Here is a 20,366-nt window from a genome sequence, read left to right on the forward strand (position 1 = left end):
TGGCCCGGCGCGCTCCTCCTCATAGGGCGCGCTAGGCGGCCATGGCCACTGCGCCTGATCCAGCGCGGCCCGCACGGCATCCGGACCGAATTCGCGGGCGTCATCGTCGAAGTCACGCGCCACAGTCATGCCGCCCTTCCGATTGGTGTTGCGACACGGGCGCCGATTTCCAGCGCCGCGGCTTCCGCCGCCTCCCGCCCGATGTTGCGTTCGAGATGGGAATCATCATCGGCACAGATGATGTAATCGAGGTCGGGCCGGGCATCCCTCCAGAGCCGGGCAACCGCCGCGATGTTCTTCGCCGAAAAGGCGACGATGCAGGGATAGCCACTAGACCGGTTGACCGCGGCCATCGTGGCATAGCCTTCCCCGATGCAGCAGGTTTCCCCGCCGCGACTGAAATCGCCGATGAAGCAGAACAGGCCATCGGTGCGCCCGCCGCGCAGGAAACGCTTCTGCCCGTCCCCATCGATGCGCTGCAGGTTCCAGATCGAGCCGGTGGCATCGAACATCGGTATCAGCAGGCGATTGTCCCGCTGGCGCAGTCGTGAAACGTCGAGCGCCTTCTTCACCGCATAGGGGTGGTCGGGCCGTGCCGGGCCGGATTGGGTCCAGAGATCGAGAGCATCGCGCGCGGCCTCGGCCTCGCTGCGTTGCCGCTCCTCAAGCTTTCGCTGCTTCGCCTCTGCCCATTCGCGTTGGAGCGCGGCGCGTTCTTCCGGCGACAGCGAGCGGTCGTCCCCGGCCTTCCATTTCCGGGAGACGCCGAGCCTGTAGTTGCCGAATGCACCGGCGGGCCTGTCGTCGAAGTAGAGGATGGCCCAGCCGTTCTGGCGGCCCTTGCCGTCGCCGTCGCACCTGAACCGGATCAGCTCGCCGGATGCGAGACGCGTCGCGATCGGCTCGACGGGCTTGACCCCCTCGATCTCCATGGCGGCGATGAAGTCTGTGACGGCATCGTGATAGCTCACAGCCCCACCCCCGTCACAAAAGGCGCCCCGATCGCGCGCAGCCAGGCAAAGAAGCTATCCTCGCGCCGGAACACCCCGCAGTGATGCCCCATACGGAACAGCATGTTGAGCCGGTCCCGCTGGTTCTGATCCGGCATGTCGGAGCCGTTCTTCCATTCCGGGAAGGCGACACCGCGCCCGGACACACCGGGATTCCAGGTCACGACCCAGTCCAGCGCACCGGCCTTCATGCCCTCACGCTTCCGCTGGTTCACTTCCCACCGGCTGCGACGGCCAGCGTTCGGGATCGCAACGATGTCCACCGCCGGGCAGATCAGACGCGCGCGGCGGATCGCGGCGGCGACACGGTCGTCCTCGCTGCGGGGGTCGTTGTCGCGCGGGTCGAGGTGCCAGGGCTCGTCCAGCAGCGGCGCTTCGAGGTCGCGGAAGAAGGAGGGCGCGTTCATGCCTCACCCGCCACGTCACGGACGGCGCGCTTGAACGCGGCCCAGCGCTGCGACCAGACGCGGATGATGCGGCGAAGACAGGTCATTGATCCCGCGCCTCCCCAGCCCGTTTCTGGCGAACGACGGTCAGCAGATACTCAACCTTCTTCCGCCCAACCTTGTTGTACTTGGCGCAAAGCTCATCCAGCTCGTACCGGTCGAGCATGTGCGGCCGGCACTCCCAGAGTTGACGGGTCAGCTGCGTTTCCTGCTGCGCGCCCGTCATCTGCGGCGCGGCGAAGCGCGATGGCGCAGCGGCGCGGCCGCGCGACATGCCGGATCGGTTATGTGCGCGGCCGGCCACGGTCAGCCCCCGACCTTCTCGGGCGAACCCGCATAGATGGGCAGCCCGGTTTCGGCGGCGACCTTGTCGAGCGCTTCGTTGAAGGCGATTTCGAACGTCAGGTCGGGCCGCCACAGCTCGTACCAGAAAACCAGCCCCTCGCCGGTCTTGCGATAGCGGAACCGCGCGATGAGGCGGAACACCTCGCTCGAGCGCGCGAACACCGGAATCGTGATCGAGAACATCGTCGGAAGCGTCAGCGGCTTGCCGTCGCCGTCGGTGTGCTCGCTGTCGAAGGTGAACTGCGCTTCGCCGGTCGAGAGGTTCTTCGCCTCCTTGATGACGGCGCGCTCATAAACCTGCAGTCCGCGCGAAATCTCGACCAGCTTCGAAGGCGTCGCGATCGTGCCGCGGTTGGCTTTCACGAACTCCTGCGACGCTGCGGCGAATAGGTCGACCGGATCGGCGGAGACATCAACGATATGGTCTTCGATGAAGCGCGCGAAATCGCCCATGCCCATCGGCTTTGCGTTGCCGCTGATCCAGGCCTGCCATTCCTTCGACAGCGGAAAGGCATAGCGGGCCTGGTGCCGCATCGCCTGCGTCGGCTCGTCATGCGCAACGCCGTTGTCGGGGTGGTAATCGAAGATCGCCGTCAGCGACGGCTTGGTGAAGTCGTCGTTGGCGAAAATCGCCGAGTTTTCGAACTTGAACCGGTTCACCAGAGCGATGAAGGACGGCAGCTGGGTCAGCGCCGCCGTGCCGGTGCGGTGCAGCGGGTGGTCGCGATAGGCATCGAAAAGCGACGCGGCAATCGGGGTGGCCGCGCCATTGGTGAGCACGAACGGCGCAACGGTATTGTCGCGCGGATCGGTGACGGTGACGACTTCGGCGCGCAAGTGCTTCTCAGCAACCTCGAACGCGGTTTCCATCACCTCGCCGGTGCGGTCTGCAATCGAATCGGACATGATAGGTTCCTCGGGTCAGCCGCGCACGGAGCGCGGTTCGGTGGTGATTTCGCGGATGGTGCCGAAGAGGTTGCCCTGGTTCGGCTTGTTCGGGCTGAGCCGGCCATCGCTGGTGAACCACGCGACCGTGGCGCCATGCTTCTCGACGGGCAGCTTGAACGCGAGCGACGGGGTCAGGACCGAGAACTCGCGGTCCGCGTCGAACTCGACGTCGATGGTCAGCGTGATCTTGCCCTTGGCCTTCTTGCCGGTGTCGATGCCGACCGCTTCCAGTTTGGTCGCGAACTCGCGCAGCGGCTCGCTGCTGTCGGCATTGAACTGGCCATCCTTCAGCATCAGCAGCAGGTCGGACAGCGTGGATGCTGCGGGGTAGCGACGGCCGCCATCTGCGGCACGTTCCTCCACAATTTCGGATTCGTCAGACATTTCATTCACTCCGGCACGCTTTCCGGGTCGCCTCGACAGGGTGCGCGCCAGTCCCCCGCCGTGAATCTCTCAGGTTCCAGCGACGCGCTTCACGCCGCGATCTCCATCCACGCGTCCGGGTCCCAGCCCTTGCTCCGAGCCCGCTCCATGATCTCGTCATCGGTCAGGACGGTGCGGCCACCGCGATTCCAGTGCGTTCCGCGCGGATCGAGGCGGCCTTCGGCATTGCAGCGGAACACCGGGCCGAACTTCTGCAGGTATTGAGCCGCCATGCCGGCGCGGCTGTTGTCGCGGGCGTCGGGTAGCGGACGTGGACCAGGTTGCCGCCACACAGACCGCGGCGTCGCGCGCTTCGGCGCTATCGCTTGTTGCTCGACGGGCTTCGTATCGCGCGCAGGCATTTCCCGCCCGCCGAACCGGCAAGCCCGGGTCCGCACAATGCCAGCTTCCGCCAGCCAGCGACGGATGGTCCTTTCACCGACACCGTAGTGCTTGCGCAGGTCGAGGACGCGGCGCGTCGCGGCGGCTTCGGCAAAATCCGAGGGCAACGGCTTTTCGCGGTCCTCCTTGTTGCGGGCGATGCCACTGCGCGCGGCGGCGGAACAGGGCCGGCACCGCAGCGATCGGCGGAAGCATTTGACGCCGCAATCGACGCAGGTGCCACCGGTCGGCTTGGGCCCGCGCTTGACTTGTTCCGCCGGGCTGTCGCGCTGCTCAACCATGAACGCGCGGATCTTCTCGGCACGCGCTGGTGTGATCTCGCGCCCGGCTCGCGCGCGGCTCATCAGGCCGTTGTCGTTCACCGACAGCGCGCCGAAGCGACTTGCGGCCATGCCGGTTTCGGCGAGGAAGGCTTCGATCTCGGCGAGGATGCTCATGCTGCTGCTACTCCTGCGAACAGGCCGCCGGGTGCTTCGACCTTGCCGCGCGCCTTTGTGACGGCGTGACGACGGGTCGCCGGACCCGCTTCGCAGAGTCCCATCCGCCGCACGATGTCCTCGAAATAGTCCGCCTCGCGCTCGATCAGGACGCAGCGGAAGCCTTCACGCCACGCGGCCTCGCCGGTCGTGCCGCTGCCTGCGAACGGGTCGAGCACGACACCCCCCGGCGGCGTGATGAGGCGGCAAAGATATTGCATCAGGTCGACGGGCTTGACGGTCGGGTGCTTGCTCCCGACTCGGTCCATTGCGTCGGCCTTGGCGGAGTAGAAGAAGCGGGCGGCGGAGCCGGCGTCGAGGCGAGGTTCGGCGCGCCCGTTTCGGTTCGGCATGTCTCCATAGACGTTCGCGAACGGCGACGATTTCTCGTTGCCGGTGACTACACCCTGCTGCCCCGGCGCTTCAGGAAACGCCCCGACCACCTCGTCGCTGCCGTCGTGGATGACGTTGGCGGGCCAGCGGCCTTTGTTGTACTCGACGCGCTGGAATGCTCCGAGCTTGCCGTAAATATCGCTATCGACAGTTCGGCCATTGTTGCGCGCGCCGGTATCGCCCACCCGACATTCGTCGATATTCAGCGCCCCCGTGCCATGCGCGAGAACATTAGCCGCGACGGTGCCGATTAGCGGCTTGCGCGCGAGCACCCACGGCTCGCACGCGGGCTTGAGCGCGGTGCCCCAGCCATTCCCCTGATTGTGCGACTTCGGAAACCCCGAACCATAGAGCCAAGACACCATGTCGCGAATTTCGAAGCCCGCATCCTCGATCGCGACGGCAAGCCGGTGATAGGTGCGCGTGCCGCTGGCGGCGATGACATGGCCACCAGGCTTGAGCACGCGCATGACCTCGGCCCAAAACGCGACCGCGAACGCCGTCTCGCCGGTGTCCCACTGGCGACCCATGAAGCCCGCCGAAGCGCGCATATAGGCGTCATTGCCCTGCGCTGGCGCGGCATTCTCGCCACCGAACCGCTTGACCATCGACACCAGCGCATACGGTGGGTCAGTGACGACGGAGTCGATCGAGTTGTCGGGCAGCGCCTTGAGCACATCCCGGCTGTCGCCGTGGTACAGCGTCGCTGCTCCGATCTGCTCGACCCGACTCACCGCACCTGCTCCCCCAACCGCGCACAGATCCGCGCCCAAAGCGCGTCACGCTTGAAGACGGAAACCCCGATGCGGCGCCCGGCAACGGCCAGCGACGCACCATTGGCGACGTGTTCGGCAAGCAGGTTCATGAGCTGATCATCCTGCACTGGGCGTCATCCATTCCGCGCAGGAACGGTGGTCGCGAAAAGGATAGGAGCCGTCCGGCTTGCGTGGCGGCAACGGGCCGGCGAGCGGACGAGGCCGGGGGGGGGTAAGTGGGGTCATGCTGCCACCACCTTGCCGCGCGCCCGACGGAGCGCGCGCTTCCCCGGCTTTGCGCGAAAAGTGCACGGTAGGGGCGTGGGCCGGCAACCGCTCGAATGGCCTGCCCCGACGACGCCACGCACACGGTCCTTGAGCGCAGGCCCGTCGAACCGCTCGCTGAGTTCGGCGTGCGGCACCAGTTCCGGCGACTTCACAAGGCCAATGCGCGTTGCTGTAGCCGCCAGCGCGACCGCGATGAGCCCGACACGCATCACGCAGCCCCCCGCAGCCCATCAGCCTCGCTCACAATCGCGACCAGGTGCGGCAAGTAGGGCCGCAGCAGCGCCGCGATTGCCAGCGTCTCGTTATGGTCGCGGTTGCCGTCTGCCAGCGCTTTGACCAGCTCGCCCATCGCATTGATGACCCCGGCGGCGGTGACCATGTCGTTCGCCGCCGTGGCGTGCAGCGGAGCGAGCCGGAGCCCGTAACCGGCGAGCACTTCGTCGAGCGACGTCGGATCTGCGGCGAGACTGTTGAGGGCGGTGTGAAGCTCCGGCGTCGTCCGTCCGGCCAGCGCATTGCCGACCGTGTTCTCGCTGACCTCCAGCGTGTCGGCAAAGGTGCCGCGGCCGATCTTCGCGATGACGCGCGACCAGCCCGCCGACAGCAGCGCGGCAACACGATGTTTCGGAAGCGGTGCGATTTGCCGCAAGACGTTTGTGCGGTGCGTCATGCTAGAAAATCCCCATGATGAGTAGGTTCAGCCCCCTGCCCTGCACCAGCCAGACGCGCGCCAAGCTCGGCTTCGGTCAGCGGGGTGTGCGGCGTTCCGTCGCGCTGGGCGAAGAAGCGCTGCCACGCGCCGGGATCGGAATCGTCGATGACGACGGTCGCGATGCGCGGACCGGACCAGGCTGCATCGGTGCAGCCGCAGATCGACTCGCCGCAGCTGGCGCAGCGCTGAGCGACGATCGCCGTGGCCTGCTGGACCGAAACGCCAAAGATGCGGGCGAGCAGTCCAGCGCTGGCCCCTTCCCATCCGTGGTGACGGCGCGCCATGACGCGGCGGGTGTTGATGGGCGGGGTCATGCGGCCTCCGCGCTGGATGGGGCAGCGGCTGCAGCTTCCTCGGCAGCCTCAACGACCGCCTTAAGCTTGTTGATCGAGGTCAGGTTGGCACCGACGGGGTTCGGGTTTCGCTCGCTTTGCTTCCAACGGCTGAAAGTCGTCGGATGAAGCTCAGCGCGCGAACACGCCTCGCCCATGGTCAGACCGGCGGCCCTTGCGCGGGTCTCCAGGTCGGCGATGATCTGCTGCTGGTCCATAAATGCTAGATATTAGCATTTCGGCTAACCGGCAAGAGCATTTATGCTCAATGCACCATTTTAGCAGCGATGCTAACCAGTGGCGCATGGATGGTCTCGAAGCCGATACGAAACTTATCAACGATCTGTGCCAGTGGGCGGGCAAGAAGCCGTCGCGCATCGCCGCAGACTTGGGGATGGCCGCGACCACGCTCGCCCGTCCAGCGAGCGGCAAGGCGACAACACGCCTGGGTCGCACCACGCTCGCGGCACTAGAGCAGGCCTATCCCGACTTTCCGGGCTGGGGTCGCTCGGAAGCCATTGCGCGCGATGACGGCGACCCCGACCTCCCCATGGTCGGCATCCAGCATATCGACCTTTCCTTCGGGCTGGGCGCGAGCTTTACCGACGGCCCGGTCGAGATTGAGGTGCTGCAATTCCCAAAAGTCTGGGTGGAGACCATCACGTCGTCACCACCAGCTTTCCTGACCTGGTCGCGCGGCCGCGGCGACTCGATGGCGCCGACCATCCACGACGGCGACCTGGTCCTCCTCGATCGGTCCCAGCGCCGGGTTCAGGAGCAGGACGCGCTATGGGCGTTCACGATCGGCGACGTCGGCGCGATCAAGCGCCTGCGCGTCAAGGGCGACCGGTTCCAGATCCTGTCCGACAACCCATCGGTACCACCGGACGAGGAGCCCATCGACTTCGTCAACATCGTTGCGCGGGTGGTGTTCGTCGGCAAGCGGACTTGAGCGATCTTGTGATAGGGGGAATTTCGACATGAAGACAATGGCGATCGCGGTGACTATGCTGCTGGGGTTCCCCGCGCTGGCGCAAGACACCGAGACCAAGGTCGGGAGTTGGACCGTAAAAAAGACGGTCGACAGCTTCAGCGATGCGAAGCGCGGGATATCCAGCACCGCCATGGATCCGACTAAGGGTATTATGCTGGTGAAGTGCGACAAGCCGGGCGCTGGTAGCCTCTATGTATCGTTCCTCACGCCGACCTATCTCGGTTCAGACCGGATCCGAGCGGGGATCAATATGGCCAAGTTTCGCTTCGATGAAGATGCCCCGGAGGCACTGCCACGCCCCCGCTATGATGGACGAGCAGCTCACCTGTTCGACGCGAACGCACATAAGCTGTTGACGCAGATCATGGCCAGGAAGCCGGCGCGTATCCGCGTTCAATTCGTTACCTATGACAGCAACTATGCAAATGTCGATATCGACGTCGCCGGCGCTGCCGAGGCCATCAAGCAGACCGCAGTGATCTGCGAGGACGCTCAGTTTCAATGATTAGGAGGGGATGACGCAAATGAGTTTATTGATCGCGATCGCGCTGACCGCAGGGGCGCAGAATGTGGACCCGACGCCCCCGCCCCCGCCCCCGACCTATGCATCGCTGATGGAGATGGATGTTCCGGTGATTGCCGGCGACATCACCGACCGCCCATATCGAGTCGTCGGAAGGGTCGAAAAAGGCGTTCGCAAGGCGACGATGTTCTCAAAGGATCCGAGCGAATCCAAGGTCTATCGGGAACTGTGGGAAGACGCCAAGAAGCTTGGGGCCGACGCCGTGGTTAACGCGCAGTTCGGCGATCCGCGCGTAACATTGATCAGCTGGGGTTCCCGCAAGGCAACCGGGCAGGCAATCAAGTTTCTCACTGATGAGGAGATTGCGGCGCGGCGGGCCACTACAGATGCCGCGCCCAAGCCTTAGTCTCGCAGTCGTCGGCGCCGATCATCCGAATCCGAAAGGCCCGACCCGGCGGTTCGGGATAAGCCTGTGCCGCCCCGGTGACGCTATCACCCTGCGTCGAGAACCCCGCAACCGCGTGGACGAGAACGCGGTTGCCGTCTTCGACAGCCGCGGCATCCAGATTGGCTACCTCACCGCCGAGCGCGCGCCATGGATCGGCGGCATGATCGCGAACGGTCGGGAGATCTGCGCCGTCTTTCAGGAACCGACGAGCTGGGGCGCGCTGATCCGAGTCGGATTCGATGGCGATGAACCGGCGCTGCCAGAGGCTCGGACGAGGCAGGATGTTGAGCAATCCGAATTCGTCGACCCCGACCCGGAATGGCAGCCGGATCAAGACTGGCCGGATTAAATTTGCAGGAATGCTAATTATAGCATTGACTGTTACAGCATAAATGCTAATTTCGCTCCCAACGCCGCACCCCGCGGCAAGGGAGCAACACCGTGGCACAGCCCACTTCATGGCACCGCACCCCGGCAGCGCAGGCGCTCCTTGCGAGCTGCGCCGCGAACCCGCCCGCATACCTGACCCGTCGCCTCGCCAGCCATGAACGCTGGACCCGCGACGATGAAACGGCGTCGCAATTCGATCCGAACGATGATCGCGTTGACGCCCTGCACCTGATCTCGGGCCGCGCCTGCGAAACGGCAATGCGTGCGTGCGGTGAGAATCGCGAAGCGCTGCGCAAGCTTGTCTATGGCTGGCCGCATGTCGATCATGTCATTGCCGATGCGATTGAGGCTGCTGGCCGGGGTGTCGCGGCATGAGCGCCACCCAACGCGACGCCCGACTGCTTGAAGCTGCTGCTCGCGACGGCATCACCGTTTACGATCTGCGCGGCGAGAGCTTCGACACGATCAAAGCATACTGGCGCGACCCTGCGCCGTTCGATGCCGAGACTGAACGCAACCGGGCAACTGCGAACGCCGCGATCGATGCGGCTGTGCGCAAGAACCATCCGCATATCGGAGGTGACGCATGAGAAACGCAAGTCGCCGCGCCGCCGCTCAAATGGAGCGTGACGGCATCCGCAAGCTGTCGGCTTGGTCGAAGCCCCGCAACGTCGGGTATGCGCACGTCCAGCACCATATCGGCCTTCCCGCTTGCGAGCATCCGGGCTGTGCCAAGCACGCCCGCTACGCCACGCCGGACGGCAATCGCTGCTTTCCGCACGCTATCGCCCGCAAGGAGATGAACCCATGACACACGTAGATGAGGCGCTGCCCGAGGGCATGGTGCCGAGCGATGGGATGGCCGCGCGCGCGGTGATGGGTGAGATGGGCTGCGGCTCGCAGTTCTACCTGATCCTCAAAGATGCCTTCCGTCTCCATCGCGTCACTACAGAGGCCGCACTCGCCACCCCCTCCCCTGCCCCCTCTGACACGCTGCGCGAGGCGCGTCGTAAATACGCAGCCGAAGTCGAAGGTGACAGCGACAATCCGCTGCGTGTTGCCAAGGCGAACGCGATTATGCGCGGCGAGCATGACGACGAAATCGCTATCGACCGCGAGCCTGATCCGGCTCACATGACTGACACGATGGAACAGCGGGAGGCGATTGACGACCTGGTCGCGATGTTGTCCGCGATCACTGTCGAAGAAGGCTGCACGATCTTTGAGCATACCGCCGAAGAAGTCGGCGTCGCGGTTCTCGAAAATCATCATGCCATCCTCGCCGCCCTCACCACTTCACCCCGTATCGAACAGGGGGAAGAACGGGCGCGGGAGGCGGCTGAATACGTGATCCGCAAGGGCGGCTATTACTATCGCCCGAACGCGCAGGGTTACACGCCATCGGTTCATGAGGCGGGGCGCTACACCCTTGCCGACGCGATCAGCTTGACGCACCCGAACGGGCCGGATGGTCCGCGTGATGGCCTGTCATACATGCCCGCGCCCGCCGCCCTCGCCACCGAGGCAAGCGCTTATCCCCGTAAGCTGGAAGCGATCGTCGAGCCTGCACGCCAACTCCTGATCGTCGCGCAGATGACGACGTTCTCGGACCGGTATCCGCAGCAATGCCATGAGCTGGAAGAAGCCCTCTCTCGCCTGACGGGAGGGGAGTGATGGAGGTCAACCGCTATCTGAACGATAAGGCAATGGATCATCTCGACCATGCCCTTGGCCGTCCGGTCGATCCATTGGGCGAAAGCTACCGCAACTATTTCTACGTCATCGGCGAAACCGATCTGCGTCGGGAAATGGCGGCGTCTGCGCATTGGGTTAGCCGGGGCGAAGCTGGGGATGGCGAGTATTTCGCTGTCACGGATGAAGGTCGCGCCGCGCTTGCTGCCCACCTGAAGGCTATCGGCGACATGCATCGGCGGTGGATCGTCTCCTATGGCGGTTACGATATGCCAACCGTCGCCGAGACGGCATCCAAGGCGCGTTATGCGAAGTGGCTCGATATCAGCGACGTGGACGGAGACCTGACCTTCGCCCGCTTTCAACGCCAGAGCAAGGTGAGGGCCGCATGACCCGCGCCCTCTCCACCCTTCGCAATGCCTCCCCCGATGACATCTGCGTCGGGCTGGCTGTGGCTTTCCTCTTTATCGGGATGGTGATGCTGTGACCCAGCATGATCCTGCGCTGAGTGATGCGGCTTTCCGCGCGAGCGTCGTCGGTGCGTCCGAAGTCGCGGCATTGTTCGACCTGTCGCCCTGGCTGACCCATTTCGAGCTGTGGCACCGCAAAAAGGGCTCGATCGCGACGCCCGAGTTCAACGCCATGCGCGACGACGGTACGCCGGAAAACGAGCGGATCTACTGCGGCGTGATGCTCGAGCCGGTCATCATCAAGATGGCGTGTGAGCGCTGGGGCTATGAGCCGATCGACACGCCCAAGCGGCTCGACAACGGCAAGGGGATAGGCGGCCATCCCGACCAACTGGTGCGCTGCCCCGTGCGCGGGCGCGGCGTTCTCGAGGTCAAGACCGCCGATTGGCTGGTCGCCAAGCAATGGGGCGACGAGCCGCCGGCCAACTATCTGCTGCAATCACAGACCTATCAGGGGCTGGCGCGCGTGGCATGGGGCGACGTGATCGTGCTTGTCGGCGGCAACGAACTGCGCCGCTACCAATACGACTTCCGACCCAAGCTGTTCGCCGAGATCGAAGCGCGCGTCGCGGCGTTCTGGCAGACGATCGCAGACAACAAGCCGCCCAAGCCCGACTATTCGCGCGACGGCGGCACGCTGGCCGAACTGTTCAACGATCCCGCCGACACGCTGATCGACCTGCGCCGCGACAACCGGATGCCGGACCTGTGCAACGAGTATCTCGCCGCGAAGGAAGCCGAGCGCGCCGCCGCGTGTCGTGTCGATGCCGCCAAGGCCGAACTGCTCGAAAAGCTGGGCAACAACGCCGCCGCGATGGTCGAGGGGTTCAGCGTGCGGATCCCCGAGGTCGCGGGCAAGCCTGACCAGGTCATCACTGCGGACATGGTGGGCAAGACGCTCCCCGGCCGCAAGCCGCACCGCCGTTTCTACATCAAGATGAAGGAGATTTGACCATGGCAACCCAGCTTGCCGAGCGCCGGGAAAACCCGGTCGCCGTGATCCGCCAGAACCTCAACGCGATGGCACCGGAGTTCAAGGCCGCGCTGCCTCCGCATGTGCCGGTCGAGAAGTTCACCCGCGTCGCGATGACCGCGATTCAGGCGAACCCGGACCTGCAGAATGCCGACCGCCGGTCGCTTTTCGGCGCGATCGTCCGCCTGGCACAAGACGGTCTGCTCCCCGATGGCCGTGAGGCTGCGATCGTGCTCTTCGGCGGCAAAGCGCAGGCGATGCCCATGATCGCAGGCGTGCTCAAGAAAATCCGACAGAGCGGCGAGGTCGCGAAGGTGTCGGCGCATGTCGTCTATGAGCGCGACCATTTCGTGTGGTCGCTCGGCTTCGACGAAACGATCGAGCACCAGCCCCCTGCGCTTAACGAAGACCGCGGTAAAGCGATCGGCGCTTATGCCACCGCCGTGCTCAAGGATGGCTCGCAGCTGTGCGAGGTAATGACGTTCGAGCAGATCGAGAAGGTGCGCAACGTCAGCCGTGCGAAGGGTAGCGGGCCGTGGGTGCAGTGGTGGGACGAGATGGCCCGCAAGACCGTGATGCGCCGGCTGTCCAAGCGCCTGCCCATGTCAACCGATATCGAAGATGCCGTCGACCGCGCCGCCGGTGTCGATCGCGACGCGCCGCTGGTCGAGCACGACGCCACTCCCGCGCCGGTTGTCCCGCTGTCGCGCCTGGACGCCATCGAAGCGTCGCTCGAGACCAACGACGGCACGCTGGACGCCGACAACCCGACCGCCGCCGAAGGTCGCTCCAACGACCAGCACGGCGACCAATTCCCCGGCGATGAATCCGCCGCCCAGCAGGAGGACTGACATGTTCGGACTGACCACCACCGCCAAGCTGCGGGCCGCCGAGGAAGCGGCGCTGCAGATGCACCGCGAGAACAGCGAACTGCGCTCCAAGCTGCGCGCAGCCGACGCCGCCTACGAAAAGGAGCGCGCGGAATCGATCAAGAAGGGCCGCCTCGCCTCCGAACTCCTCGCCGAACGCGACGCCGCGCACGACAAGCTGCGCGAGATCGTCGCGGCGGAAACCCCGGCGTGCGCTGGCATCGGCAAGAAGATGGCCCGGATCGCGCGTGAAGGGCTGCCCGAGTTCGCGGTGCCGGTTGAGACGGCGGAGGCGGCGTGATGGACAAGCGCATCGCTGAATGGCTCGCGAGCCGGGACACCGGAGCATCGTCCAAGGCGATTATGCTGTGGCTGTCGGCGGGCGTCGTTGAAAGCGACTGGGGCGCATCTACCCCCTCAGATCCCGGTGATCTCGCTCGGTGCCTTCGCCTGCTTGACCGCGTGCCGGAATGGAAGGCGCGGATGGCCGAAATGGCTGGCGCTGGTGGGTTGTGGCCGACTTTCGCGCGGCGGTGGGATGAGATCACCACCAGCTTTCTCAGCGAAGTCGGCGGCTCCGTTCCGGCCTATCGCAGCGATTGGTCGGCACCCAAGACCTACGCCCTGATGAAAGCCATCCATGCGGAAGCATACGCCGCGGACAGGCCGAACTTCACCGAAGTCGACCTGGGCGGCGCGACCGTTCGTTTCGCGAAAATCTAACCTTCCCCCGGTGCCTCGCGCTGCCACGCCCCCTTGCAGCGAACCGCCACTGCCCATGCACCGTCGAGGCCGGTGCTGGGCGACAGGATTTGAGACGATGAGCGACAATCCTCTTATCATGCACCCGCCGCGCCTGTCGGACCTCAAGGGTGATGCCCTGCGCAGTGCTTTGAAGCAGCGTCACGAGGACAACAAGGGCCGCTGGCTCGTGGTCCGGAAGCAGCGCAGCGTGCTGGCCCGCATTCGTGATTGGGTGTTCGGATGAGCGCGCGTTTCGGCCACGAGAGTCGCTTCGACGGGCAGCATACGATGCGCCTCGATTTCTGGCTGACCATCGGACGCGGCCAAAGTGGCAGCGATCGGCCCAGTGTAAGGGTGTCCGCCGGATATCCGAAGCTGGCGCGCAACGAGCGCGCTCTGAACCTCAAGATCGATCTGCCTATCGCGCTCTTCGAAACGCCGTCCCTGTCTGCTTCGATCAAGGTCGAGCATCCGACGCAGGCGGTCCACATCGACGCCAGTGCGGTCGCAGAGGCGGTCCGCCAGGTCGTCGGCATGGATGTCGATATCGCTGTTGCGCAGCCGGAGAGGGTGGCATGAGCGAGCAAACCGCCAACGTTCGCGCGTTCATCGAGGCGAACAAGTCGAGCGGCGTCATTTCTGACGCAGCGCATGAACAGGGCGGCGGGCGCTATACGCTCGCCAGCGGCAAGTCATTCCGATTCACGCTGGCCGAAATGCGGTCGATGCCAGAACCTCGCTGGGATTTTGGAGCAGGACCGACCGCCCCATCCTGTTCTCCGCCCCGATGGTCCGCGCGCTGCTCGACGGGCGCAAGACGCAGACACGGCGCATCATGAAGGTGCAGCCACCGAAGAACGAGGACTTCCCCGGCTCGTGTTTCGGTGTGGGTCGCAAGGTCGCCGATGGCGTGAAATGGGTCAGCTTGAACCAATACCCCAGCCTTCCAAAGCATCCGACCAAATGGGATCTGGACGGCAGCGTCGGGGTGGCGCGCGCTGCGGGCTTTCCCATGGAGTATGACGCTCGCTTCGCCGTTGGCGACCGCCTCTGGGTCAAAGAGACATGGCGCGGGCATAAAAGCTGGGACGACCAAAAGCCGAGCGAAATCCTCGCCTGTACGCGGGTGTGGCATGAAGCCGACCGCGACAACTGTGACCAGCACGGCAAAATCCGGGTCGCCATCTTCATGCCCCGCTGGGCGAGCCGCATCACGCTGCTGGTGACCGATGTCCGGGTCGAGAGGTTGCAGGATTGCAGTGAAGCGGATGCGATCGCTGAAGGCATTGAGGCGCGCGGCATGGGTTCGCTGTGGGGCTGGATCGACTATTTGGAAACCAACCCGAACCTGACCCGCCACTTCGCTGATCCGCGCCGGTCATACGAATCGCTTTGGGACCGCATCAACGGCCCCGGCGCATGGGAAGCGAACCCGTGGGTCGTCGCGGTGACGTTCGAAGTCGTGCGCGGGAATATCGACCAGGTGGCGGCCAGCTGATGGGCGCCTTGGAACGCCTCGACAAGCTGCCAGACTGGCCGGCGCGGATGACCGCACCGGTGGCGGCCGCATACATGGGCGTTTCGCAGAACACCTTCACGGCGCGCTACGCCGCCTATAGCCGCCGCGAGGGTGCCAACGTGTTCTGGGCCAAGGCGCAACTCGACCGGCTCATTGCGCAGCAATTCGAACTCGAGGTGCCCGCCCTGCCCGTCAGCCCGGTGATGGACAGCGCCTATGATGCGTGGAAAGCTGGGAGGCGGGAGAAATGAAGATGCCCGCTGGCCTCCACATCGTCACCAAGCGACCAAAGGGAAAGCCGGTCGTCCATTACGTCTATGCCTGGCGCGGCGGTCCGCAGATCGCGCGCAAGGAAGGCGGCACGAAACCGGCGGTGACAGCCGAACTGGCAGACCTCGCCGCTGCGGCCCGCGCGGGAAAGCCCGAGGTCGCGTTCGCCGACACCATCGCTGGCCTGATAGACCGCTACACCGCCTCGCCGGAGTGGAAGTCGCTCTCACAGTCGACGCGCACCGACTATGCGACCTGGCACAAGCGAATCGATACCGAATTCGGCACCGCGCCATTGCGCGCCTTCGCCGACCGCCGGATCCGCGCCGATGTGCTGGAATGGCGCGACCGCTGGGCCAGCCAGCCCCGCAGCGCCGATGCGGCTATCACGGCGTTCTCGGCGCTACTCTCATGGGGGTTCGATCGCGGCTATCTTCCCGCCAACGTCCTGCTCGGCACCAATCGGCTCTATGAGGCCGATCGCTCCGATGTGATCTGGGAACCGCACCACTTCGCCGCGTTCCGCGCCAAGGCAACCCCGGAAGTCATCGAGGCGGTCGAGCTCGCCGCCGCAACCGGCCTGCGTCGCGGCGACCTGGTCAAACTGCCATGGGCAGCGGTTGGTGAGCACGCCATCGTCTGGAAGACCAGCAAGAGCCGGGGCCGGACCCTGGTCACCATTCCGTTGATGCCGGAGACCAAAGCGCTGCTGGCGCGGATCAAGGCGAGGCAAGAGGCCGCGATGCTGGCACGGCGCCAGGACAAGCGGAAACCGCTGCCTGAAACCGTGCTGGCGAGCAGCTATCTTCGGCCCTGGACCGCGACCGGGTTGGGTTCGCGCTTCCACGACTTCAAGCTGGAAAGCGGTATCGATGTGCACCTGCACGACCTGCGCGGTACCTTCGCGACCCGCTGCATGATCGCCGGGCTCACCGATCAGGAAATCGCCGACATCTTGGGCTGGGACACCAAGGATGTTGCCGCGATTCGCTCGAAATATGTCGATCAGGCCCGCGTTGTCATCGCCATCGGCGAGCGTATCGCGCGGGCAAGCGTGTAAACCGGGTGTAAACCGGAAAAATGGAGGTCAGCTAAGTGCTTGAAAAGTGGTCGGGGAGACAGGATTCGAACCTGCGACATCCTGCTCCCAAAGCAGGCGCGCTACCAGACTGCGCCACTCCCCGACGCGAGCGGCTCGCCTATACAGGTGTAACCCGAAAGGCAATGCGCTGGTGGGCCCGGCAGGACTTGAACCCGCAACCTAGCCGTTATGAGCGGCCAGCTCTAACCAATTGAGCTACAGGCCCCGCCAGCGCGTTTCGCCGATTACGGGCGATCCGTCGCCTCGGCAAGCGCCGTGAGGATCTGATCGTGCGACGCGGGTGCGATGCCCAGCTTGTCGAGCATGTCGAATGCGCGCTCCCACCAGCGACGAAATTCCGCCAGTTCGGCGGCGTCGCGGACATAGGGGGTGTAGCCCGGCGCTGCGGACGGCGAATGATAGGAAAACATCAGCAAGCGCACATCCGAATCCGCCGCAACCTTGATCGCCTTCAGCGCCAGTTCGATCGGCATGTCCTCGGGCGTCAGCGCGACCCGCGACGCGAGCCGCAGCCGGGACGCGATCCCGCGTCCGCGCGGCACCCGGCCCAGCGCTTCGTGCAGCCCGATCCCGCCACGCCGCAATGCACCGGTATAAACCGTGGTCAGCGGGATCTCGATCAGCTCCCCCTCCCCCGCCTTAAAAGCCTGGTTCGGAATCCTGCGGTAATCGGGACCGCCCTCCGCAGCATAATTATAGCCCGAGCGCATCGACGTATCGACGCGATATCCGGCCGCCGCGAGCAGCCCAAGCGTGTCGGGGCCCAGCCCGTAGCGCCCGGTCCGCATCATTACCGGACGCCGCCCGAACGCCGCCGCGATGCCATCGGTGAGCGCGGCGATCTTCGCCGCCTGCAGATCGCGGGGCAGGTTGCCAAGAAAGCTGTTGCGCGGGCTGACCAGTTCGTCATGCGGCGGGTTGACCCACGGGTGCAGCTGCGACCCGATCGCCGATCCGCCATCGGCGATGATCCCTCTGAGAATATCGACCGACCGCCCACAGCGGACGATCGGATCGTCGATCATATAGGTCGCTGGGACGCCATGGTCGGCGAACAGCGCATGGATCCCCGGTAGGGCGTCCATCGCCTGCGTGCCCCGGTTTTCGCGCGCCAGGGGCTGCGACCAGTCAAACTCTTCCTCGGTATCGACGAACACGGCAAAGCGCGTGCCGAAGCTGTCGGGCCACCGCACGGCGGCATCCGGTGGCGGTGCGGACGGTCGATAGCCGGCCGGTTCGGGCTTGAGTTGCGCTGCGCGTTTCACGCCGCGAGTTTAGCGCGCCTGTTCCAAAGACTTGGTTACCATGGCGGGAAGTTCGATCGTAATCGCCGCGTCGGTGACCGTCAGGCTCCCGCCAAGCTCGCGCGCGATGTTGCGCACCAGCCGCAGTGCAAAGCCGGTGCCGAGCAGAGCGGCATCCTGATCCTCGTCATCCAGGTTGAACAGCGCATCGCCGTCAACCGCCGTCAGCGCGTCGGGCCGGTCGAACGCGATCGCGATCAATCCGCCGGTCGCGTGCACCTGTATTCCCACGCGTTCGCCGTCGCGCGCTGCGGACAACAGGGTGGCAAGCAATCGCGACATCATCCGCTCGATCGCACGGCCGTCGCCGCGTACCACCGGATCGTCGATCGGCAACGAAATCCACGCGCCGCGCAACTCCGCCAGCGCGGCCAGATCATCTGCAATGCGCGCCAGCAACGGCCGCAACGTCACCTCGCCCGATCCCAGCGTAAGCGCCGACGCCTCGATCCGCGCCGCGATGTCCAGGTCGTCGATCGCCGCGAGCAGCGCGCGCGCATGCATCCGGATCGTCCCCGCACGCTCGCGATAGACGGGCGGCGCGTCGCCCAGCATCTCGCGCTCGATCATCTCGGCAAAGCCCGCGATGGCGTTGGTCGGGGTGCGCAATTCGTGCATCAACTGGCGCAGCGAATCCGCCGCCGGGCTGGCGGGCGGCGGCGTCGACGGCGCTGCGCTGTCATCCCGGCGAGGGCGGCGTGCGGTTCCGCGATATCCCGAAAAGCGGCCGGTCGCGCGGTCGAACGCGGGCGCGGCCGAAATGCGCCATTCGCCAGCGGCATCCGATTCGCCGACCACCATTAGCCGTGCATCGCTGAACATCGCCCGCTGGCGCAGCGCCCCCGCCGCAACGCCATCCGCGCGCGACGCGTCGCTCGACGCATTGAGTTCCAGCGACAGGCCGATCAGCGGCGCGCGCGAAACCCCTTCGACCCATCGGATCACGCCCTGTTCGTCGGTCTCGAAGCGGAACCCGTCGACCCGCGCCGGCAACGGGGCGTGCGCCGCACGCTCCTGCTGAAGCGTGTAAAAGGCGTCGATGCGCGCGACGACGTCGGCAATCTCAAACGGACCGGCCGGCTCGTCGACCGACGCTTCGCCCTCGATCGCGTCGGCGGGCGAAGAACCCAGAATGAAGACGTCATCCATGTCTGGGGCCTGCACGTCGCCGGACTCGGCAGCAAGGGGCAATGCGACGGACGGAGCCGTGTCGGTCCCGCTTTGGGCCGCTGCTGCCTCGGCCGGGGAATCTGCTTCTGCTGCCGGCTCGGCTTCGCGCGCCGGCCCGGACGGTCCAGCGCTCTCCAACGCACGCACCACTGCGGGAATGGCCAATGCAGCCGCACCGACCTGGACAAAGGGCAAGGTGTTGGCAGGGACTTCGGTAGCCTGGGGCGGCTCGACCCGTTCGAGCACCGGACGCAACCGCATCCGCACGCGCGATTCGACCCGCGCCACGGCGTCGAGCACCGATCCGGCACCGGAAATGGCGACAGCGTCTCCATCGGCATCCTCGGTCCCGACCGGCAAGGCGACCAGTGCCGGGTCGTGCATCGCCCCGGCGGCTGCATCGCTCGCGCCCGTCTGCGCAGAATCGCCAGCCGGGATCGCCTCGGGCGCCCCTTCTGCCTCGCCAGGCTCGATTGCCCCCCCCGCGTTTCCGGCCGCAAGCGGGACGGCGGGAGCGTCAGCATCGGGCCCCGCGTCGCGCTGCGGGACCGACGCGGAATCGTCTGCATAAGCCGGCAGGGGCGCGCCGACCGCGTCCACGCGGAACGGTTCGGCCTCGACCGACTGCGCCGGGGTATCGACTGGATCAACCCCGCTCGCTTCTGGCACGGGTTCGGGCGCCGACACCACCGTGGGGGCGTCGTCGGTTTCCACGGCTGCAGCGACCGGCGCATCGCCGTTGCCCGCTGCAACCGGATCGAGCGCGGCGGCAATTTCCGCGGACTCGGCGACCGCCCCCGTCACCACGAAATCGACCGGCCCGAACGTCTCCAGCGCCCGCTCGATCCCCGGGGGCAGGTCGCGACGGTCGCGCAGCACCGCTCGCCCCGCGGCAGACAGGCGCGGCAACAATTCGACCCACTCGCCCGACGACATGCGTGCCGTGCGCAGCAACGGTGCGGCGACCGAGATATGGTCGAGTGCGCACAATGCCACCAGCGGCGCGGGAGGATTGGCATGTTCCAGTGCGCGCGCGCTGGCCGCACGTACGCCGATCGGGACATCGTCGCGAATCCGGCGCAGCAACTTGAACGCGCGCACATCCGCGGCTACCCGGCGCCGGCCGATCAGGTCGACCAGCTGACGCCACGCAGACGCCTTTCCGAACGATGTTGAAACATCGCCGGCCAGCACGGTCTCCAGGGTGTCGTCGTAACGCAAAAAACGGTCTGCCCAGTCGGGCCGGAAATCGGCCGGTAAGGATTCCTTAACCCGCCCGAACCCCCCGTGGAAACAGGAGAATTGGACCCGCAACGGCGGCGTCGCATAGTGGGACAATTGCGCTTGCAAGTAATTATATTATGTCTC

The 20,366-nt window shown here is 65.5% G+C and carries 32 protein-coding genes and 2 tRNA genes; 18 read left to right on the top strand and 16 right to left on the bottom strand.

Annotation, left to right across the window (positions count from 1 at the left end):
• Positions 1-125: 125 nt before the first annotated feature.
• From ACO05N_RS14205 to ACO05N_RS14260, 12 genes are all read right to left on the bottom strand, one after another.
• Positions 126-971: a toprim domain-containing protein gene (locus tag ACO05N_RS14205; protein ID WP_422057725.1), complete on the bottom strand. Its 846-nt coding sequence runs from the start codon at positions 969-971 to the stop codon at positions 126-128.
• The gene (locus ACO05N_RS14210; RefSeq protein ID WP_422057726.1) at positions 968-1,417 is read right to left on the bottom strand and encodes a hypothetical protein; all 450 of its coding nucleotides are present in this window, start codon (positions 1,415-1,417) and stop codon (positions 968-970) included. The genes ACO05N_RS14205 and ACO05N_RS14210 overlap by 4 nt, the downstream gene beginning before the upstream one ends.
• Positions 1,418-1,499: 82 nt before the next feature.
• Positions 1,500-1,760 (bottom strand): hypothetical protein, encoded by a 261-nt coding sequence (locus tag ACO05N_RS14215; RefSeq protein ID WP_422057727.1) that lies wholly within the window; start codon positions 1,758-1,760, stop codon positions 1,500-1,502.
• A 2-nt stretch (positions 1,761-1,762) separates the two neighbouring features.
• Complete coding sequence (locus ACO05N_RS14220; RefSeq protein ID WP_422057728.1) at positions 1,763-2,707, bottom strand: DUF2303 family protein; 945 nt, start codon at positions 2,705-2,707, stop codon at positions 1,763-1,765.
• A 15-nt stretch (positions 2,708-2,722) separates the two neighbouring features.
• Positions 2,723-3,133 (bottom strand): hypothetical protein, encoded by a 411-nt coding sequence (locus ACO05N_RS14225; protein WP_422057729.1) that lies wholly within the window; start codon positions 3,131-3,133, stop codon positions 2,723-2,725.
• Between the two features lie 89 nt (positions 3,134-3,222).
• The gene (locus ACO05N_RS14230; protein ID WP_422057730.1) at positions 3,223-4,011 is read right to left on the bottom strand and encodes a hypothetical protein; all 789 of its coding nucleotides are present in this window, start codon (positions 4,009-4,011) and stop codon (positions 3,223-3,225) included.
• Positions 4,008-5,177 carry a DNA-methyltransferase gene (locus ACO05N_RS14235; protein ID WP_422057731.1) on the bottom strand — a complete coding sequence of 390 codons (1,170 nt, stop codon included), beginning with the start codon at positions 5,175-5,177 and terminating at the stop codon, positions 4,008-4,010. The genes ACO05N_RS14230 and ACO05N_RS14235 overlap by 4 nt, the downstream gene beginning before the upstream one ends.
• Positions 5,174-5,326: a hypothetical protein gene (locus ACO05N_RS14240; protein ID WP_422057732.1), complete on the bottom strand. Its 153-nt coding sequence runs from the start codon at positions 5,324-5,326 to the stop codon at positions 5,174-5,176. Before ACO05N_RS14240 ends, ACO05N_RS14235 begins: the two co-directional genes overlap by 4 nt.
• 114 nt (positions 5,327-5,440) lie before the next feature.
• Positions 5,441-5,695 carry a hypothetical protein gene (locus tag ACO05N_RS14245; protein WP_422057733.1) on the bottom strand — a complete coding sequence of 85 codons (255 nt, stop codon included), beginning with the start codon at positions 5,693-5,695 and terminating at the stop codon, positions 5,441-5,443.
• On the bottom strand, positions 5,695-6,156 hold the full coding sequence (locus tag ACO05N_RS14250; RefSeq protein WP_422057734.1) for a hypothetical protein: 462 nt from the start codon (positions 6,154-6,156) through the stop codon (positions 5,695-5,697). The genes ACO05N_RS14245 and ACO05N_RS14250 overlap by 1 nt, the downstream gene beginning before the upstream one ends.
• Positions 6,153-6,512, bottom strand: coding sequence for a hypothetical protein (locus ACO05N_RS14255; protein WP_422057735.1), 360 nt, complete (start codon positions 6,510-6,512; stop codon positions 6,153-6,155). The genes ACO05N_RS14250 and ACO05N_RS14255 overlap by 4 nt, the downstream gene beginning before the upstream one ends.
• Positions 6,509-6,748, bottom strand: a complete 240-nt coding sequence (locus tag ACO05N_RS14260) for a hypothetical protein (protein WP_422057736.1) — start codon at positions 6,746-6,748, stop codon at positions 6,509-6,511. The genes ACO05N_RS14255 and ACO05N_RS14260 overlap by 4 nt, the downstream gene beginning before the upstream one ends.
• A gap of 86 nt (positions 6,749-6,834) precedes the next feature.
• On the opposite strand from ACO05N_RS14260, the gene ACO05N_RS14265 reads away from it, so the two are divergent.
• The 18 genes from ACO05N_RS14265 (at position 6,835) to ACO05N_RS14350 (ending at position 16,482) form a co-directional block, all read left to right on the top strand.
• A complete protein-coding gene (locus ACO05N_RS14265; protein ID WP_422057737.1) occupies positions 6,835-7,482 on the top strand; it encodes a S24 family peptidase in 648 nt (215 codons plus the stop codon).
• Between the two features lie 28 nt (positions 7,483-7,510).
• A complete protein-coding gene (locus tag ACO05N_RS14270) occupies positions 7,511-8,029 on the top strand; it encodes a hypothetical protein (protein ID WP_422057738.1) in 519 nt (172 codons plus the stop codon).
• Positions 8,030-8,057: 28 nt separating this feature from the next.
• Positions 8,058-8,453: a hypothetical protein gene (locus ACO05N_RS14275; RefSeq protein WP_422057739.1), complete on the top strand. Its 396-nt coding sequence runs from the start codon at positions 8,058-8,060 to the stop codon at positions 8,451-8,453.
• Positions 8,434-8,844 carry an HIRAN domain-containing protein gene (locus ACO05N_RS14280; RefSeq protein WP_422057740.1) on the top strand — a complete coding sequence of 137 codons (411 nt, stop codon included), beginning with the start codon at positions 8,434-8,436 and terminating at the stop codon, positions 8,842-8,844. The genes ACO05N_RS14275 and ACO05N_RS14280 overlap by 20 nt, the downstream gene beginning before the upstream one ends.
• A gap of 92 nt (positions 8,845-8,936) precedes the next feature.
• A complete protein-coding gene (locus tag ACO05N_RS14285; protein ID WP_422057741.1) occupies positions 8,937-9,260 on the top strand; it encodes a hypothetical protein in 324 nt (107 codons plus the stop codon).
• Complete coding sequence (locus tag ACO05N_RS14290) at positions 9,257-9,475, top strand: hypothetical protein (RefSeq protein ID WP_422057742.1); 219 nt, start codon at positions 9,257-9,259, stop codon at positions 9,473-9,475. The genes ACO05N_RS14285 and ACO05N_RS14290 overlap by 4 nt, the downstream gene beginning before the upstream one ends.
• A complete protein-coding gene (locus ACO05N_RS14295) occupies positions 9,472-9,696 on the top strand; it encodes a hypothetical protein (RefSeq protein WP_422057743.1) in 225 nt (74 codons plus the stop codon). Before ACO05N_RS14290 ends, ACO05N_RS14295 begins: the two co-directional genes overlap by 4 nt.
• A complete protein-coding gene (locus ACO05N_RS14300) occupies positions 9,693-10,559 on the top strand; it encodes a hypothetical protein (RefSeq protein WP_422057744.1) in 867 nt (288 codons plus the stop codon). The genes ACO05N_RS14295 and ACO05N_RS14300 overlap by 4 nt, the downstream gene beginning before the upstream one ends.
• Complete coding sequence (locus ACO05N_RS14305; RefSeq protein WP_422057745.1) at positions 10,559-10,969, top strand: hypothetical protein; 411 nt, start codon at positions 10,559-10,561, stop codon at positions 10,967-10,969. Before ACO05N_RS14300 ends, ACO05N_RS14305 begins: the two co-directional genes overlap by 1 nt.
• A 91-nt stretch (positions 10,970-11,060) precedes the next feature.
• On the top strand, positions 11,061-11,999 hold the full coding sequence (locus ACO05N_RS14310; protein WP_422057746.1) for a YqaJ viral recombinase family protein: 939 nt from the start codon (positions 11,061-11,063) through the stop codon (positions 11,997-11,999).
• 2 nt (positions 12,000-12,001) lie between these two features.
• Entirely contained in the window at positions 12,002-12,871 is an 870-nt protein-coding gene (locus ACO05N_RS14315) for a recombinase RecT (RefSeq protein ID WP_422057747.1), read from the top strand.
• Position 12,872: 1 nt separating this feature from the next.
• Positions 12,873-13,190, top strand: a complete 318-nt coding sequence (locus ACO05N_RS14320) for a hypothetical protein (RefSeq protein ID WP_422057748.1) — start codon at positions 12,873-12,875, stop codon at positions 13,188-13,190.
• On the top strand, positions 13,190-13,612 hold the full coding sequence (locus tag ACO05N_RS14325; RefSeq protein WP_422057749.1) for a hypothetical protein: 423 nt from the start codon (positions 13,190-13,192) through the stop codon (positions 13,610-13,612). The genes ACO05N_RS14320 and ACO05N_RS14325 overlap by 1 nt, the downstream gene beginning before the upstream one ends.
• Positions 13,613-13,709: 97 nt before the next feature.
• On the top strand, positions 13,710-13,877 hold the full coding sequence (locus ACO05N_RS14330; RefSeq protein WP_422057750.1) for a hypothetical protein: 168 nt from the start codon (positions 13,710-13,712) through the stop codon (positions 13,875-13,877).
• Positions 13,874-14,212: a hypothetical protein gene (locus tag ACO05N_RS14335; RefSeq protein ID WP_422057751.1), complete on the top strand. Its 339-nt coding sequence runs from the start codon at positions 13,874-13,876 to the stop codon at positions 14,210-14,212. Before ACO05N_RS14330 ends, ACO05N_RS14335 begins: the two co-directional genes overlap by 4 nt.
• 208 nt (positions 14,213-14,420) lie before the next feature.
• On the top strand, positions 14,421-15,131 hold the full coding sequence (locus tag ACO05N_RS14340; protein WP_422057752.1) for a hypothetical protein: 711 nt from the start codon (positions 14,421-14,423) through the stop codon (positions 15,129-15,131).
• Positions 15,131-15,403 carry a hypothetical protein gene (locus ACO05N_RS14345; RefSeq protein ID WP_422057753.1) on the top strand — a complete coding sequence of 91 codons (273 nt, stop codon included), beginning with the start codon at positions 15,131-15,133 and terminating at the stop codon, positions 15,401-15,403. Before ACO05N_RS14340 ends, ACO05N_RS14345 begins: the two co-directional genes overlap by 1 nt.
• Positions 15,400-16,482, top strand: coding sequence for a site-specific integrase (locus ACO05N_RS14350; RefSeq protein WP_422057754.1), 1,083 nt, complete (start codon positions 15,400-15,402; stop codon positions 16,480-16,482). Before ACO05N_RS14345 ends, ACO05N_RS14350 begins: the two co-directional genes overlap by 4 nt.
• A gap of 47 nt (positions 16,483-16,529) precedes the next feature.
• On the opposite strand, the gene ACO05N_RS14355 is transcribed toward ACO05N_RS14350, so the two are convergent.
• The 4 genes from ACO05N_RS14355 to ACO05N_RS14370 all read right to left on the bottom strand — a co-directional run bounded on the left by ACO05N_RS14355 (position 16,530) and on the right by ACO05N_RS14370 (position 20,219).
• Positions 16,530-16,606, bottom strand: a tRNA-Pro gene (locus ACO05N_RS14355).
• Positions 16,607-16,652: 46 nt separating this feature from the next.
• Positions 16,653-16,729 (bottom strand) — tRNA-Ile (locus ACO05N_RS14360).
• Between the two features lie 19 nt (positions 16,730-16,748).
• The gene (locus tag ACO05N_RS14365) at positions 16,749-17,789 is read right to left on the bottom strand and encodes a WalW protein (protein ID WP_422057755.1); all 1,041 of its coding nucleotides are present in this window, start codon (positions 17,787-17,789) and stop codon (positions 16,749-16,751) included.
• Positions 17,790-17,798: 9 nt separating this feature from the next.
• Positions 17,799-20,219: a histidine kinase dimerization/phospho-acceptor domain-containing protein gene (locus ACO05N_RS14370; protein ID WP_422057756.1), complete on the bottom strand. Its 2,421-nt coding sequence runs from the start codon at positions 20,217-20,219 to the stop codon at positions 17,799-17,801.
• Between the last annotated feature and the right edge of the window lie 147 nt (positions 20,220-20,366).

It is taken from the genome of Sphingomonas sp. (genome assembly GCF_965227385.1).
In the GTDB taxonomy this organism is placed as follows: domain Bacteria; phylum Pseudomonadota; class Alphaproteobacteria; order Sphingomonadales; family Sphingomonadaceae; genus Sphingomonas.